At 39.4% G+C, this 16,415-nt stretch carries 18 protein-coding genes and 1 riboswitch; of the genes, 17 read left to right on the top strand and 1 reads right to left on the bottom strand.

Annotated features, from left to right (window positions below; genetic code table 11):
* Window positions 1–4: 4 nt before the first annotated feature.
* Entirely contained in the window at window positions 5–838 is an 834-nt protein-coding gene (gene speE / locus BM260_RS05290; RefSeq protein ID WP_093535831.1) for a spermidine synthase, read from the top strand.
* A gap of 4 nt (window positions 839–842) precedes the next feature.
* Window positions 843–1,715: an agmatinase gene (gene speB, locus BM260_RS05285; RefSeq protein ID WP_093535829.1), complete on the top strand. Its 873-nt coding sequence runs from the start codon at window positions 843–845 to the stop codon at window positions 1,713–1,715.
* A 145-nt stretch (window positions 1,716–1,860) separates the two neighbouring features.
* Here the strand turns inward: speB and BM260_RS05280 are convergent, their stop codons facing one another.
* A complete protein-coding gene (locus tag BM260_RS05280; RefSeq protein ID WP_139219900.1) occupies window positions 1,861–2,949 on the bottom strand; it encodes a diguanylate cyclase in 1,089 nt (362 codons plus the stop codon).
* Between the two features lie 213 nt (window positions 2,950–3,162).
* Between BM260_RS05280 and BM260_RS05275 the strand changes: the two genes are divergently transcribed.
* The 15 genes from BM260_RS05275 to BM260_RS05200 all read left to right on the top strand — a co-directional run bounded on the left by BM260_RS05275 (window position 3,163) and on the right by BM260_RS05200 (window position 16,177).
* On the top strand, window positions 3,163–3,582 hold the full coding sequence (locus BM260_RS05275; RefSeq protein ID WP_175496207.1) for a DUF1934 domain-containing protein: 420 nt from the start codon (window positions 3,163–3,165) through the stop codon (window positions 3,580–3,582).
* Window positions 3,583–5,250 (top strand): arginine--tRNA ligase, encoded by a 1,668-nt coding sequence (gene argS, locus BM260_RS05270; protein ID WP_093535823.1) that lies wholly within the window; start codon window positions 3,583–3,585, stop codon window positions 5,248–5,250.
* A 494-nt stretch (window positions 5,251–5,744) separates the two neighbouring features.
* A riboswitch (cobalamin riboswitch) is annotated at window positions 5,745–5,885 on the top strand.
* Between the two features lie 122 nt (window positions 5,886–6,007).
* Complete coding sequence (locus BM260_RS05260) at window positions 6,008–6,961, top strand: ABC transporter substrate-binding protein (protein ID WP_093535819.1); 954 nt, start codon at window positions 6,008–6,010, stop codon at window positions 6,959–6,961.
* Between the two features lie 4 nt (window positions 6,962–6,965).
* Entirely contained in the window at window positions 6,966–7,949 is a 984-nt protein-coding gene (locus tag BM260_RS05255; RefSeq protein WP_175496231.1) for a FecCD family ABC transporter permease, read from the top strand.
* Between the two features lie 4 nt (window positions 7,950–7,953).
* Window positions 7,954–9,426: an adenosylcobinamide amidohydrolase gene (locus BM260_RS05250; protein WP_093535815.1), complete on the top strand. Its 1,473-nt coding sequence runs from the start codon at window positions 7,954–7,956 to the stop codon at window positions 9,424–9,426.
* Window positions 9,426–10,385 (top strand): adenosylcobinamide-phosphate synthase CbiB, encoded by a 960-nt coding sequence (gene cbiB / locus BM260_RS05245; RefSeq protein ID WP_093535813.1) that lies wholly within the window; start codon window positions 9,426–9,428, stop codon window positions 10,383–10,385. Before BM260_RS05250 ends, cbiB begins: the two co-directional genes overlap by 1 nt.
* Entirely contained in the window at window positions 10,372–11,448 is a 1,077-nt protein-coding gene (locus BM260_RS05240; protein WP_093535811.1) for a pyridoxal phosphate-dependent aminotransferase, read from the top strand. The genes cbiB and BM260_RS05240 overlap by 14 nt, the downstream gene beginning before the upstream one ends.
* Window positions 11,421–11,951, top strand: coding sequence for a bifunctional adenosylcobinamide kinase/adenosylcobinamide-phosphate guanylyltransferase (locus tag BM260_RS05235; protein ID WP_093535809.1), 531 nt, complete (start codon window positions 11,421–11,423; stop codon window positions 11,949–11,951). Before BM260_RS05240 ends, BM260_RS05235 begins: the two co-directional genes overlap by 28 nt.
* 21 nt (window positions 11,952–11,972) lie before the next feature.
* Window positions 11,973–12,791 (top strand): cobyric acid synthase, encoded by an 819-nt coding sequence (locus tag BM260_RS05230; protein WP_245762641.1) that lies wholly within the window; start codon window positions 11,973–11,975, stop codon window positions 12,789–12,791.
* The gene (gene cobS / locus BM260_RS05225) at window positions 12,788–13,537 is read left to right on the top strand and encodes an adenosylcobinamide-GDP ribazoletransferase (protein ID WP_093535805.1); all 750 of its coding nucleotides are present in this window, start codon (window positions 12,788–12,790) and stop codon (window positions 13,535–13,537) included. The genes BM260_RS05230 and cobS overlap by 4 nt, the downstream gene beginning before the upstream one ends.
* Window positions 13,507–14,106 carry a histidine phosphatase family protein gene (locus BM260_RS05220; protein ID WP_093535803.1) on the top strand — a complete coding sequence of 200 codons (600 nt, stop codon included), beginning with the start codon at window positions 13,507–13,509 and terminating at the stop codon, window positions 14,104–14,106. The genes cobS and BM260_RS05220 overlap by 31 nt, the downstream gene beginning before the upstream one ends.
* Entirely contained in the window at window positions 14,058–14,459 is a 402-nt protein-coding gene (locus tag BM260_RS05215; protein WP_093535801.1) for a bifunctional adenosylcobinamide kinase/adenosylcobinamide-phosphate guanylyltransferase, read from the top strand. Before BM260_RS05220 ends, BM260_RS05215 begins: the two co-directional genes overlap by 49 nt.
* Window positions 14,443–15,033 carry a cob(I)yrinic acid a,c-diamide adenosyltransferase gene (locus BM260_RS05210; RefSeq protein WP_093535799.1) on the top strand — a complete coding sequence of 197 codons (591 nt, stop codon included), beginning with the start codon at window positions 14,443–14,445 and terminating at the stop codon, window positions 15,031–15,033. Before BM260_RS05215 ends, BM260_RS05210 begins: the two co-directional genes overlap by 17 nt.
* Window positions 15,034–15,039: 6 nt before the next feature.
* The gene (locus BM260_RS05205; RefSeq protein WP_093535797.1) at window positions 15,040–15,522 is read left to right on the top strand and encodes an ECF transporter S component; all 483 of its coding nucleotides are present in this window, start codon (window positions 15,040–15,042) and stop codon (window positions 15,520–15,522) included.
* Window positions 15,515–16,177, top strand: a complete 663-nt coding sequence (locus BM260_RS05200) for a hypothetical protein (RefSeq protein ID WP_093535795.1) — start codon at window positions 15,515–15,517, stop codon at window positions 16,175–16,177. Before BM260_RS05205 ends, BM260_RS05200 begins: the two co-directional genes overlap by 8 nt.
* The last annotated feature ends 238 nt before the right edge of the window (window positions 16,178–16,415 follow it).

Below are 16,415 nucleotides of genomic sequence, written 5' to 3'. Positions count from 1 at the left end.
ATAAATGGCTGGATTTTGGTTTACAGAGAAGCAAACCGAGAATTTTGGCATCACAATGAAGGTGAATCGCACTCTTCATACCGAGCAAACAGATTTTCAATTGTTAGAAATGGCAGAAACAGAAGAATGGGGAAATATGCTCTTCTTAGATGGCATGGTAATGACCTCTCAAAAAGATGAGTTTGTATACCATGAAATGGTTGCGCATGTTCCTTTATTCACACATCCTAACCCTGAAAATGTGTTAGTAGTTGGTGGTGGAGACGGTGGAGTAATTCGTGAAATTATGAAGCATCCAAAAGTGAAGAAAGCTACACTTGTTGATATAGATGGAAAAGTAATTGAGTATTCAAAAATATATTTACCAGAAATCGCATGTGAATTAGAAAATCCTCGCGTAGACGTGCAAGTAGGCGATGGTTTCATGCATATTGCAGAATCTGAAAATGAATATGATGTGATTATGGTAGATTCTACAGAACCAGTAGGACCAGCAGTAAACCTATTTACAAAAGGTTTCTATGCTGGAATTTCTAGAGCTTTAAAAGAAGATGGTCTATTCGTTGCACAATCGGACAACCCATGGTTTAAGGCAGATTTAATCCGCCAAGTTCAAAAAGACGTAAAGGAAATCTTCCCAATAACTAATATGTATTTGGCAAACATTCCTACATATCCAAGCGGACTTTGGTGCTTTACAATTGGATCTAAAAAGTATGATCCACTTCAAGTTCCGGACGAGCAATACTTTGATATTGAAACAAAGTATTACACAAAAGAGCTTCATAAAGCGGCATTTGTACTACCAAAATTTGTGAAAGATCTTGCAGGAGAGTAAGGCTATGCGATTTAGTGAAGAATACTCAGGAAATGTTTTTATAAAAAGCAAACAAAATTATGATGAAGCACAAGCAGTCATTTATGGAATGCCAATGGACTGGACTGTAAGCTATCGTCCTGGATCACGTTTTGGTCCTGGTCGTATCCGTGAAGCTTCAATAGGTTTAGAGGAGTATAGCCCGTATCTTGACCGCGAGCTAGATGATGTGAACTATTTTGATGCAGGGGATATTCCTTTACCATTTGGTAATGCAGAGAAAAGCTTAGAGTTAATTGCAGGCTTTATCCGCCAATTACTGATAAATGGGAAGATTCCAGTAGGCATGGGTGGAGAACATCTAGTGTCCTGGCCTGTCATGAGGACAGTGGCAGATAACTATGATAATCTAGCCATTATCCATATGGATGCACATACAGATTTACGCGAGGAGTATGAAGGAGAACCGCTTTCTCATTCGACACCTATTCGTAAAATTGCTGAATATATCGGTCCTAAAAACGTCTATTCATTTGGAATTCGTTCAGGCATGAAAGAAGAGTTTGAGTGGGCAAAAGAAAATGGTATGCAAATTCACAAGTTCGAAGTTTTAGAGCCTTTGAAAAAAGTGCTACCAACACTTGAAGGACGTCCAGTTTATGTCACAATTGACATCGACGTTCTTGACCCAGCGCACGCACCAGGAACTGGAACTGTAGATTGTGGCGGAATCACAAGTCGTGAGCTTTTAGCTTCTATCCACGAAATCGCAAACTCCGGCTTAAATGTAGTAGGTTTCGATTTAGTCGAAGTAGCACCAAATTACGATCCGTCAGAGCAAACAGTAAACACTGCTAGTAAATTACTACGTGAAATGATATTGGGTTGGGTTAAGTAGAACGGAGTATCTGGTGTTACTGCGACGAGCTTGCGCAGGAGCAAACAGTAAACACTGCTAGTAAATTACTACGTGAAATGATATTAGGCTGGGTAAAATAGAACGCAGAAAAAGTGATGTCCTAACTAAGGGCATCACTTTTTTATCAAACCAATATATTTTGATTGATATGAACTACTTTATTTCTTCCAGAAGTTTTAGCAAGGTAAAGGGCTTCATCAGCAAGTTTGTATAATTCATGTGTGGTTACAGCATCTTGTGGGAAAGTACTAATACCGCCTGAAGTAGTTATATCTAACTTTTCTCCAGTTGAGATTTGAAATAATTTCTTTTCTATTGATTGTCGAACTAGATCAGAAACTTCCAGCGCTTTTTCATCTGTAGTATTTGGGAGAAGTATGGAAAACTCTTCTCCTCCATTTCGAGAAACAATGCCCCCAAAAGGTTTACTAGTATCTTTCATTCGGAGTGCTAATTCTTTCAATACTTCATCTCCAACGGGGTGCCCATATGTATCGTTGACCTTTTTGAAATAGTCTATGTCTAGTAATAGGAGTGAAAAAATTTCATTTTTTGCTATAAGATTTTGAGTATGTTCTTGGAATTTACGGTTATTATATAGACCCGTAAGATAGTCTGTTACAGATATCTCTTCAATATGCTTTATTTTTTCAAATAGAGAGCTTAGCTGTTTAAGGGTAATGAAAATAATGGAAAAAGACACGATTGAAAATATGATAAAACTGATAATAGCTAACGACGTTTCAAATTTCCAACTACCTAAGAAACCTAAAACAATAGAAGTTTGTATGATGGAATAACCAAAAAAGTAAGGGACGTTTTGAAAGGTCATTGTTTTCTTCCAACTGCAAACTCCAATAACCAATCCCACTATAATAGTGCTACTTCCTGCTATAAGAGCACTTGTAGAATATCCGTACATAAACAAACGGAACACTCCGATAATAATGCCGCTTATAATAGGTGCGAATGGTCCTCCTAAGACACCGGATAATGCAATAACAGCCATTCTTCCGTCCATAATAACGACATCAGTAATGTTTATAGCAGTTAACATTAACAAACAACCAGTAAGTCCACTTAACAATCCAAGTATAAAAGGGGTGTATTTAGAAGATGGAATATAAACATTTAATTTGTTTTGAAATGGTATGTAGGTAAGAATTGCAAAAGTAAAAAGAATACAAAAGTTAATAATAAAGTCAATTAGCAATAGAGTCACCTTCTTAATAATCTGAATCTATTATAGCCTTTTAGACTAAATATGGTATACATTTTTATGCAATTGGTTGTCATAAACGTTAAATTTAAGCTATAATATGAAGGTTATAGTAAAATGCAACGTTAGTGTGAATAAGCTTCCTATCGCTAGTTATTGCCAACTGAGAAGCTGACATAAATAAAATATTTACAAAGGATGTTAAGCATGTCTACACCAGTACAAAAGACAGTAAAAGTACAATTAGTTTCTACAATTCGTCATCCAAATGTCCAAGAAGAAACAATCAATATAAAAACAAAAGGCATTTTAACACTAAAAGGCGAACAAAATTATTTAGTTTATGAAGAATCTCAAAATGAAAAGACTATTCGAACGACTGTGAAACTAAGTGGGCAGAATGCCTTGATATTACGAAGTGGTGGAGTCAAAATGCGTTTGCCTCTTGAACGTGGAGAGTTCCAAACTGGGAGCTATGAAACTCAATATGGGACAATGATTATTACAACAAATACGAAGCACTTACACTTTGAGGTTGGACGCTTTCAAGTGGAATATGAGCTAATTATAAATGAAGAAGTGGCCGGTACATATACATTAGAACTAACTTATACGGAGGCGGAATAAATGAACGCAGTAGAAAAGCTACAACAAACCATTAAAGATGCATTACAACAGGCAATAGTGAAAGCAGAACTTGTAACGGAAGAGCAAATTCCAACTATCCAACTTGAAACTCCAAGAGACAAAGCAAATGGAGACTATGCAACAAATATTGCGATGCAATTAACAAAGCTTGCGAAAAAGAATCCTCGTCAAGTGGCGGAGGCAATCATAGAAAACCTAGAATTGTCTGGAACAATGATGGAAAAAGTGGATATTGCAGGTCCTGGATTTATGAATATTACTGTTCGTAAAGATTACTTACAAGATGTAGTGAAGGCTGCTTTAACAGAAAAAGAAAACTACGGCCGCTCAACTTCAGGTGCTGGAGAGAAAATTCAAGTAGAATTTGTTTCTGCAAATCCAACTGGTGATTTACATTTAGGACATGCACGTGGGGCATCTGTAGGTGATTCTTTAAGTAACGTTCTTGATTTCGCTGGATTTGATGTTGCTCGTGAATATTATATTAATGACGCAGGAAACCAAATTCATAACTTAGCGATCTCCATTGAAGCTCGTTACTTCCAAGCTCAAGGATTAGACAAAGAAATGCCTGAAGGTGGCTATCACGGGCAAGATATTATCGATATTGCTGCAGCTCTTGTTGCAGAACATGGCGATAAATTTGTCTCCATGTCAGATGAAGAACGCTACAAAGCATTCCGTGCACATGGGTTAAAAGTAGAGCTTGCAAAACTACAAAAAGACTTAGCTGATTTCCGTGTTGGTTTTGATAACTGGTTCTCGGAAACTTCTTTATATGAGAACGGCAAAATTGAAGTGGCTTTAGATAAGTTACGTGCAAATGGTCATATTTTTGAAGAAGAAGGAGCTACATGGTTCCGTTCGACAACATTTGGAGATGATAAGGATCGCGTGCTTATTAAAGGTGATGGTTCTTTCACTTATTTATTACCAGATATTGCGTACCATGAAGATAAGTTAGTTCGTGGATTCGATCAACTGATTAATATTTGGGGAGCAGACCACCATGGCTACATTCCACGTATGAAAGCAGCCATTGAAGCACTTGGATATGAGCGTGAAAAACTAGAAGTATCGATTATTCAAATGGTCCAATTATATAAAGACGGCGAAAAAATGAAAATGAGTAAACGTACTGGTAAAGCTGTTACCATGCGTGAGCTTGTAGAAGAAGTAGGACTGGATGCAGTACGTTATTTCTTCGGTATGCGTTCAGGTGACTCACATATGGATTTCGATTTAGACTTAGCTGTTTCTCAATCCAATGAAAACCCAGTATTTTACGCTCAATATGCACACGCACGTATTTGTTCGATTTTACGCTCAGCAGAAACACAAGGAATGAAAGTATCGACTGATTCACTTGAGTTATTGCAAAGTGAAAAAGAATTAGACTTACTTAAAAAAATTGGTGACTTCCCACAAATAGTTGCAGATGCTGCAAAACTTCGTGCTCCTCACCGTATTGCAATCTATATCCAAGAACTAGCAACGACTTTCCATAGCTTCTATAACGCAGACAAAGTATTAAATGCCGATAATCTTCCTCAAACAGAAGCTCGTCTGGCACTAGTAACTGCTGCGCGAGAAACAATTGCAAATGCCTTACGTTTACTAGGTGTATCTGCTCCAGAACAAATGTAAATAGAAAACCCTCGACTTCGGTCGAGGGTTTTTTAAAATACAGATAGATATTATGATGGAAGTAATTCCCGGTACGAGGGTAAATGCCCCACCAGAGCGAGTAAACATAGTGCGTCCGCGAGTATTTCAAACGGGAGAGCAAGTAATAGGGCTTCCAAAGCGGGTAAGTAGCAATCGTCCGCTTGTAACCAATCAAGAGAGAGTATATACATCCTAAGTAAAATGAATATATTTGGAAGTAATTCCCGGTCGGTGGGTATATGCCCCACCAGAGCGAGTAAACATAGTGCGTCCGCGAGTATTTCAAACGGGAGCGCAAGTAATAGGGCTTCCAAAGCGGGTAACCACCAATCATTCGCAAGTAATCCAATAGACGAGAGTAATATCACCAACCTGGAGAAAGATGTACATTATCTCAAAGGTCAGACAACGCTTTCCTCAAAACGAAGTCGACAGGTTTACAAAATAAGGTATAATGAAGGCAAAGCAATATGAATAATTTAATGCATAGAGGTGCTCTCGCAATGGATTGCTGGAGTTAAAAGGGAAGCTGGTTAAAGTCCAGCACGGTCCCGCCACTGTAAGTGATAGAACATATCACGAGTCAGAAAACCTGCCTATATGCTTTGCACCCGTTACCTACGAGGATAGGTTTGGTGTAGATCTGGCTCGTTGTGACTTCGCGCAGGTTTATACCTATCTATCTCTCATCATAGGATGGGAGATTTTTTATTGTCTAAATTAGGAGGAATGTAAAATGAAAAAACGATGGTTAATCGCTGTAATGGCGGTACTTTTATTAGTTGGATGCGGACAGGAAGAAACGAAAAAGGTAGAAAGTACTGAGACGGAGCAGTCGGCCAGTGAAAATATAGAATTCCCAATGACATTGACGGATGCCGTTGGAGAAGAAGTTACGTTAGAGGCAGCTCCGGAGAAAATCATCTCCATGATTCCTAGTAATACAGAGATTTTATTTGCACTTGGATTGAATGAGGAAATTATAGGGGTAAACGATTTTGAAAGCTATCCAGAAGAGGCATTAGAGAAAGAAAAAATCGGTGGCATGGAGTTCAATGTGGAAAAAATCCTTTCGTTAGATCCGGACATTGTGTTTGCGCATGAATCGATTGTAGGAATGGCGGAAGCTGGACTGCAACAACTACGTGATTCGAATATTTTGGTGTATGTGGTGAGTGACGCTAAGGATTTTGATGAAACATATACAACTATTGAAGAAATGGGTCGAGCTACTGGGAAACTTAAAGAAGCCCAAAAAATTGTAGAAGACATGAAAGTAAAAGTAGAAGATATCCAACAAAAAGTACAAAAAGTAGAATCGAAGAAAACTGTATTTGTTGAAACTTCGGATGTTCCAGAAATTTATACAACAGGGAATGGAACGTTCATGCAAGAGATATTAAATATGTTGAATGCTACAAATATTATGGAGGATCAAGAAGGTTGGGTAAAAATTGATCCCGAAGAAATTGTAAGTCGTAACCCAGATGTAATGCTTATCACATACGATTACGTAGAAGGTATTGTAGAACAAGTGAAACAACGTGATGGATTTGATACAGTTACTGCTATTCAAAATGATACAGTAATACAAGTAAATGAAGACACGACGAGCAGACAAGGTCCACGTTTAGTGGAAGGATTAGAAGAAGTTGCGAAAGCAATCTATCCGGAGGCTTTTAGTGAGTAAATCAATGATCGGTTACATCATGTCCATTTCTGTGCTTTTGTTAGCAATTTGGCTTGGTGTATCGGTCGGTTCTGTGAAGGTGCCGATCCAAACGTTATGGGATACGGGGGCCGATGCGATAGCGACCAATATCGTTTGGAAGATTCGTATGCCGCGAGTGGTACTAGCTGGTTTAGTAGGTGCATCTTTGGCGATTGCTGGTGCTGCATTTCAAAGTTTGCTTAAAAACCCGCTTGCTGACCCCTATACATTAGGAGTGTCGTCCGGTGCCTCGGTCGGTGCTGTGGCTACGCTCTTTTTCGGGATTTCCATACCGTTTTTAGGGATATTTACATTACCTGTCTTTAGTATGGTTGGTGCGTTAGTGACAATGCTATTAGTTATTTCATTCGCCAAGCTAGTAGATCGTGGGATGAAAATGGAGACGATTATTTTAACAGGAATTATTTTTAGTTCCTTTTTGGGATCTGTAATTTCGTTAATGATTGCTTTAACTGGTGAAGAGTTGCGTCAAATTATTGGATGGTTGCTCGGTAGTGTGTCGATGCGAGGCTGGAGCTTTGTGCAGATGGCCTTACCTTTTGTTATTATCGGAACGTTTTTATTGTGGATAAACAGAAGAGAGCTTAATGCCATGCTGTTTGGGGAAGAACGTGCCAAGCACTTAGGAGTAGATGTGAAAAAGCGCAAAATGATGATACTTATTGGTGGGTCTATGCTAACTGGTACGGCCGTTTCTGTGTCAGGGACGATTGGCTTTGTAGGACTAGTTGTGCCACATATGACTAGGCTTTTATTTGGCTCGGATAATCGCCATGTATTACCATTGAGCTTTATAAACGGGGCTTCTCTTTTAATCATTTGTGATCTGGTATCTCGTACGATTATTTCACCGACCGAGTTACCAATTGGTGTTATTACAGCATTTATCGGAGCACCCGTGTTTGCATTTATATTCTTTAAACAACGTAAAAAAGGAGGCGTTTAACACCATGCTAGAGATAAAAAATGTTTCAGGTGGTTACGACGAAAAGCTAGTTGTCCAAAACGTCTCCTTTCAAGTGAAAAAGGGAGAAATGCTAGGCATATTAGGACCAAACGGAAGTGGTAAATCTACCTTACTAAAACTGATAAGTGGCATTCTACCAATGAAATCAGGGGAAGTTCTCATTGAAGATAAAACACTTCAATCCTTTGCTTCTAAAGAGCTCGCAAAAAAAATGGCAGTACTTCCACAATTACATAGTCAGGCTTTTTCTCATACGGTTCGGGATACCGTTTCACTCGGACGTTACCCCCACCAAAGCGGCTGGTTTTCTAGTTGGTCTAACGAGGATGAAGCGGCGGTTCAAGCTGCGATGAAGCTAACGGCCATCCAAAGATATGAGCATCAGCTGTTGGAACTGCTGTCAGGAGGGGAACAACAACGAGTATTTGTAGCTCAGGCCCTTGCACAGCAAGCACCTATACTCCTGCTGGATGAACCTACCAATCATCTAGATATTGCCCATCAAAAACAGTTACTCGATACTATAAAAACACAAACGATAGAAAATGAAATTACGGTTATTAGTATTTTTCATGATATAAATCTTGCCTCTTTATACTGTGATCGCCTCTTACTGATGGATCAGGGGCAGATAAAAGTAATCGGGGAACCACAGGAAGTAGTAAAGAAAAGTCTAGTGGAAGCAGTTTATGAAGCACGAGTAAGTACTACTTCACATCCAGAGCGTCCAAAACCTCAAGTGACCATTTTGCCAGACGTAATGGAACGTTATAAGGAGCGGATTATCACCGCTGAAAACTTCAAAGTAACGGAACATTATGTCCTTTTTCAAGCAGAAATACAATTGAAGACATGGTCTTCTGCGGTCATTAATGCAGGGAGTGGCTGGTATAAAAACTTCGTCAATAGAAGAGTAGATGCTAGTTATGCTTGTGATAATGTACAAGAAGAAATGCTCGTCTACTTGGCGAACTACGGATTTTCTGAAGCTGATACAGTAGGAATGATGACTGCGGTAAGGACAACGGATGCCGTCATCAAAGAGTATAAAACACCTTTTGGTAATATTATCATTATGGTGACTGCGGGAGTAGGGAATGCCGTGGACGTTTCTAGAGCATATGAAGTAGAGATGCTTCCAGCAATAGGAACGATTAATACATGGGTAATTGTAAATGGGGAACTTTCGGACGAAGCTTTTATACAATCTGTTATTACAGCCACCGAAGCGAAAACAAAAGCTCTCGCATTTGAGCAAGTGAAGGATCCGCGAACGGGAACGATTGCCACTGGAACATCAACGGATAGTGTGTTGATAGCAGCAACACAAAAAGGGACGCATATTCCATATGCAGGACCAATTACTGAAATAGGCAAGAAAATTGGACTTGGCGTGTATGAATGCACTGTGGAAGCTATTCAAGTTTACAAAAAAGCAAAAGGTTGGGAATCATAATGGGTCCGCATATTATAGCTATAGCAATTGGTTTGATACTAGACCGAATAATTGGAGATCCACCAAGTTGGCCACATCCCGTAAAGTTCATCGGAAAGCTCATCACGAAACTGACAGGCTGGTTGAATAAAGGAAGAGCTCGCAAAGCAAAAGGAGTTTTAATCGTTATTATAGTCGTTGGCATTACCTTCTTCGCCACCTTAGCTATTCTAATAGGTGCCTATTCCGTTCATATATGGGTCGGAATTGCAGTGGAAAGTATTCTAATCGCATCAGGGCTTGCCCAGAAGAGTTTAAAAGTAGCAGCAATGGATGTGTATAAACCATTAGTAGCAAAAGATTTACCGTTAGCAAGACAAAAACTTTCCTGGATTGTTGGTCGAGATACAGAGAAGTTAAACGAACAAGAAATTACACGGGGCGTCGTGGAAACAGTTTCGGAAAATATTAGTGACGGCATAACGGCACCACTTTTTTACGCCTTCGTATTTGCCGGTGCTCCAGGACTTTGGTTATATAAAGCGATCAATACGCTCGATTCAATGGTCGGTTATAAAAATGAAAAGTACTCCGAATTCGGATATGCTGCCGCAAAGTTAGATGATATTGCAAATTATATACCGAGTCGATTGACGGGCTATATCATTATGTTGTGGGGCAAAAAAGAAAGTAAGTTGCCTTTTGGCAAACGGATGAAAGGCTGGTGGCAGGATGCGAAAAAGCATCCAAGTCCAAATAGCGGCTATCTAGAAGCTGCAACTGCTTATCAGTTGGGTATTCAACTGGGGGGCATTAATACATACAAGGGAACTGTTTCTAATCGTGCACTTATGGGGATTGGTGAAGTTCCATTATCGCCAAACCACATATTAGGCAGCCTCTCTCATTTGAATTCGGCTGTCATTCTATTTTGGCTATGGATGATGGTGATCGGAGGGATATTATTTGGCATTACCTAATCACGGAGCAAATGCTCATCACGTTTATGAACAACTAGGAATGAGCATACCTGAAACGGTTTTCGATTATAGTGAAAATGTGAACCCACTAGGACCGCCAACTTTTGTACATGAAAAATGGTCAACGTATGCAAAGCTAATTACTAAATATCCAGATCCACTGGGAGAACCGTTTTTATCAGCTGCTGCAAAATTTCACGGTGTACCAGTAGAAAATGTAATAGTTGGAAATGGAGCAGCAGAAATATTCGCAAGCCTTGCAAAAAGATATGAAAATAAACGCGTTGTATTGGTTCATCCAACTTTTTCTGAATATGAAGCAACTCTTACTCCTTACAATGTGTACATCAAGGAAGTAATTGCAACTGGGAAACTTCCTTTGGATGAAGTGCTCGATGAAGTAGAGTTTGCGGAAGCAATTTACATTTGTAGACCAAATAATCCGACCGGGTATTTAATTCCATTAGAAGAAATTATTCAAATAGCAAATTATGCGAAGACATATAAGTGTGAAGTTATTTTAGATGAAGCATTTCTCGATTTTATAGATGAAAAAGAATCATTTATCCCTTATTTAAAAGATTTTCCAAATGTTATTGTTGTACGCTCAATGACGAAAATGTACGCTATTCCGGGAATTCGTCTTGGGTACGCGCTGGCTAGTAAAACCATCGTTAGCGATATCCGTTCGAGAATATCACATTGGAATAGTAATGCGATTGCCACGACAGTCGGAGCTGACTGTTTGCTAGAAGAAGACTACCGAATAACAGCAATTGCATTTGCAAAAGAAATGCGAGAGCAAATGACAGCGTTTCTAGAGAGATGGAATTGTATCGTGCTACCATCTCAAACAAATTTTATTTGTTTTCAATTGCCAGATCCTGCTCTTTCAAAGGAGTTTTTCGAAAGTTTGTTACATAAAGGTTGTGTACTTCGCCATACAGAAAACTTCAAAGGACTTAACGGCAAATGGTTTCGTGTGGGGATGAAAGAGGAGCCTCAAATGAAGTACTTGCAAAAGGAGATGAGCGCATGGTTCGAGGAAAACTTATCTTCATAACGGGAGGTGTGCGCAGTGGCAAAAGTAGTTTTGCTGAACATTATTTAATGGATAGGTTAGCAAAACGAAATGTGTACATCGCTTCTGGCGTTGCGGTAGATAATGAAATGAGCGAACGCATAAAAAGGCACCAAGACGATCGTGAAAACTACCTAGTCGAATGGATAACGATTGAGCAACCAAGCCATTTTGAGCAGGTCCTTCCTCACATCCAAAAGGGAGACGGTATCTTATGGGATTGTGTCACTACTTGGTTAGCGAACGAACTCTATGATGGACAAATGGAATCAGTAGAAGAGCAATTGTATGAAACAATTGACCAGTTATTAGAAAAAGCTAAACTAGTCGTCATTGTTTCAAATGAAGTGCTCGACGAACCTTTATCAAATTATGAAGATACAGCGCTTTATCAATCTTGGATTGGAAGAATTCATCAAAAGCTTGTAGCGATGGCAGATCATGCCTTTGAGATGGAGTATGGCTTAAGCCACCAGTGGAAGTGAGGGATATAGGTGAAGGGTTTAATGATACAAGGTACTGCTTCCAGCGTTGGGAAAAGTTTGATATGTACAGCTATTTGTCGACTTCTTGCAAATGAAGGAAAGCAAGTGGCCCCTTTTAAATCGCAAAACATGTCAGGCTTAAGTATTCATACAGAGGATGGTTTGGAAATAAGTGTTTCGCAATCCTTGCAAGCAAGGGCAGCGAAAATCCCTTATTCAGCTGAGATGAATCCTATATTATTGAAACCAATAGGGAATATGGAGTCAGACATAATTATTCTAGGAAAAAAGTTGGACACAATGAGTGGCATGCACTACCGGGAGCAATTTTTTGAAAAAGGACAAGAACTTATAAAAAATTGTTTAAGCCTGCTGTCTGCCTCTTATGAGTATTTGATATTAGAAGGTGCGGGGAGTCCCGTTGAAGTAAATTTACGTGAACGTGAGTTGGTGAATATGCGAGTAGCTGACATGGCAGATATTCCAGTTATATTAGTGGCTAATATTGAGTTTGGCGGGGTTTTTGCATCCCTAGTTGGGACACTTGAACTACTGCCAGAATCACAAAGAGCGCGTGTAAAAGGGATTATTATAAATAAGTTCCAGGGAGATATTTCTTTATTTCAGGACGGAATCGATTTCATCGAAACATATACAGGAATAGATGTGTTAGGAGTCATCCCTTATTTTGAAAATGAATTTGAGGAAGAAGACGGAGAAGAAAAAAATGGACAAATGGCATCAAATGAACAAATAAATGAATGGGCCACCCATTTTAAAAAGCATGTAAAGTGGGGAAAAATTTTAACTATTTTATCTAACAATGCGGTGAAGAAATGAAGAGCATTTTGTTAGCATTTCAATTTTTTACGGTGCTGCCAGTAAATAAAAATTTACCGATGGACAAACGATCGATTACAGGAATGTATAGTATCTTCCCTTGGATCGGGGGAGGCATAGGTGCCTTTTCTTGTTTAGTGCTCTATTTCGATTGGAGTTCACTAATGACTGGATTTTGTATTGTCCTTCTCGGAGTTGTCCTTTCTGGTGGTCTCCATATGGATGGTTTTATAGATACTTCGGATGCGTTTTTTTCCTATAAAGATCGATTGAAGCGATTCGAAATATTGGAAGATCCTCGAGTTGGAGCTTTTGGTGTGATGGCAGTAGTTTTTTTAGTCTTCGGTAAGGTAATTATAGTATCCGAAGTGTTATCGACAGATTCCTTTCATTGGGTTTTTGTATGGCTAATTCCTTTTTTCTCACGAGCTATGCTTACACTGCTATTTTCATTGACGAATACTGCTAAGGCAAGTGGTCTTGCTTATTACTTCAAGGGAAAAATAAATGCAAATATCGTCCTAATCGCAGCCATATGTAATTTTGCTATTGGTCTAGCTGTGTTAGGATGGATGACAAATTGGATGGTCGCCGTCACGTTTGCGGTTGTGTTATTTGCTTTTATTTGTTTATTCCGTAATTGGACAATGAAAAATTTCGGTGGAGTGACTGGTGATTTACTTGGTGCAAGTGTGGAGATTTCGGAGGTGATGCTATGGATAACGCTATTGTTGTTACTCTCATAAGGCATTTGCCTACGCAAGCAAATCGAGACAAAAAGTATATTGGATGGACCGATGAACCTATTCTAGCTGGATTGAAGACAAAGAATATTGCGTGTGAAACCAATGAAATAATCGGTAGCGATTTAATTCGCTGCAAACAAACAGCCGCTCAACTTTTTAGCGGAGTTCCTTATACTGACAATGCAAATTTTCGAGAATGCTCTTTTGGTGACTGGGAAAACAAAACATATAATGATTTAAAAGAGGAAGCTTCCTACAGAAAATGGTTGGATAATCCGTTGCAGTTAGCACCTCCAAACGGGGAGTCAATGCAAACAATGGAAAATCGCGTGTTACAAGCTTTCTTAGAAGCATTTGAAAAGTTAGAGGAACCAGTAATCATTACGCATGGTGGACCCATTCGGTTTTTATTGACCAAGTTTGCAAGTGTAGAAAAGAACTTTTGGGATTGGGAAGTACCTCATGGCAGTATGATTACAATGTATTGGGCCGATAAAAAAGCTGTATTGGAGGGGACACGATGCACGTCATTTTCGGTGGAGCATTTAATGGAAAACGAGCGTATGTAGAGCAGATGGTGCAAGGACGCAATGTCCAGTGGTTAAATGTTGAAGTAGATGCATATGTTTTATTGCCAAATGTAGAAGTGATTGTTGTTTCTGGTGTCGAGCATTTGTTACAGCCCGAAAGTAATGAGTTACTAGAGAGAATGGAAAAGTGGCGTACACAAGCAGAAGTGGTCGTTATTGCAACGGAAATAGGTCGAGGAATTGTACCGATGGATGCCAGTATGCGCAAGCTGCGGGATGATGTCGGTCGATTTTATCAACAGCTGTTTACAAAGGCATCGCGTGTAACGCGAATATGGTACGGTATATCACAAACAATAAAGGGAGATGGGCAAATTGAAAATTTACACTAAAACAGGTGACAAAGGACAAACAGGATTAATCGGGGGAAGAACGGACAAAGACGATATCCGCGTAGAAGCTTACGGAACAATTGATGAAGTGAATTCATTTATCGGAAAAGCAGTAACAGAGCTAGATTCATCGAAATTTGCGGATATTCTAGAGGATCTAGAAACAATCCAGCATGAGCTATTTGACTGTGGTGGAGACCTTGCAAATGTTTCCAATCGTCGCGTATATAAAATGACAGACGAAGCAATTGATGCAATGGAAAAAAGAATTGATGTACTAGTTGAAGAAGGGCCAGTTTTGGAGAGATTCATCCTACCTGGAGGAACTCCAGCTGCGGCAACGCTTCATATTGCTCGTACCATTACTAGACGTGCAGAACGTTTGACTGTTACCTTAACGAAGTCACAAGAGGATGTGCCAACTGTGGTACAGCGCTATTTAAACCGTTTATCAGATTATTTATTTGCGGCAGCACGTGTAGCGAATGTGAGAGAAAACGTTGCGGATGTTGAATATGTTCGCAGTGCAAAAGTTTTTAAAAATGTAGGAAGCGAGAAGGTAGAAGGGAAGTAAGGTTATATGAAACTTCGAGTATTAACACTTGCGGCTATGTTTGCAGCACTATGCGCAGTCGGGGCATTTATTAAAGTTCCTGTCGGCATCGGAAGTGCTGCATTAGATACGGTGCCGGCGCTGATTTCAGCTTCCTTTCTGCCACCCGTTTATGCTGGTGTTGCATCGCTAATAGGTCACTTATCATCCTCTTTATATGCAGGGTTTCCATTAGGGCCATTGCATATCATTATAGCTGTGGAAATGTTTGTCATTTTATTCGTATTCACAAAGCTGCACCAATCAGGGCATCACGTTTGGAAATGGATTTTCTTTATCTTTGCTAATAGTGTGCTCGCAACGCTACCATTTTACTGGATCATTTCACCGGCATTCTTTGCGGCAGCCCTCCCAGGTATCACACTTGCGACTATTTTAAATGCAGCAATCGCTATGATTGTCTCGCCAGTAATGGAACGAGTGATGAAACGTGTGAAAACTCATGCGTAATGCGAGCCCATTGCCCAATGGATTCGTATTAACGACAGATAACTCCGCGGGCATCGGGGAAAAAAAGAATGACGTAGTTTCAACGCCAGACGAAATAGTTTCTTATTTCGCAGCAAGAGTGGCATTACTAGAACAATGGGCAGCTGGCGCAAATCCACTGTCCATAGTAGTTCATAACTTTTCAGGTAGCCAGAGCTGGAATAAATATATCACTGGTATAAAAAAGCTATTTAACGAAATCGGTATAAATTGTCCAGAAATTACAGGCAGCAGTGAAACCAATATGGAAACACTGCAGTCAGCAATCGCTGTGACCATGCTAGGTGAAATCGTTACAGTAAAGAATAAAGATGTTCGCTGGTATGTATACGGCAAGCCAAGTGTCGGGGAAGAAGTCATTAGGAATAGTGAAAAAATTGCAAACTTGAAAAAGATTAGGGAAGCAGTAAGTCTAGGATTAGTACATCAAGTATGGCCAGTTGGATCAACCGGAATTAAAAGCGAGTGCGAACGAATAGGCATAAATGCACATTTAGCAGAGTGGGATTTAGAGAAATCGGCAGGACCAGCTACCACAGTTTTACTTGGCATTGATAGGATGAAAGAAAACGAAGCAAAACTTCATTTTGGCCACTATTTTGAGACGATCTCTTGAGGAGATGGTCTTTTTTCTTTTGGGTAGGTACTGCTACTTCGGCAAAATAGTTAGCAAATCATAGGTTACACGGATGATGAATACTGAAGTAACAAACCATTTGCGAAAAAAATTAAAAAATTCACATCTATCGGAATAAATAACTATTGACTGAATGCTCATTCAGTTTTAATATTGAATTACTTATATATTAGTTTACGAATCTAATGTATTATTCTATTCAAAGTATCATTTTACA

The organism is Psychrobacillus psychrotolerans (assembly GCF_900115805.1).
Classification (GTDB): domain Bacteria; phylum Bacillota; class Bacilli; order Bacillales_A; family Planococcaceae; genus Psychrobacillus; species Psychrobacillus psychrotolerans.
This window is presented reverse-complemented; position numbering and strand designations above follow the sequence as displayed.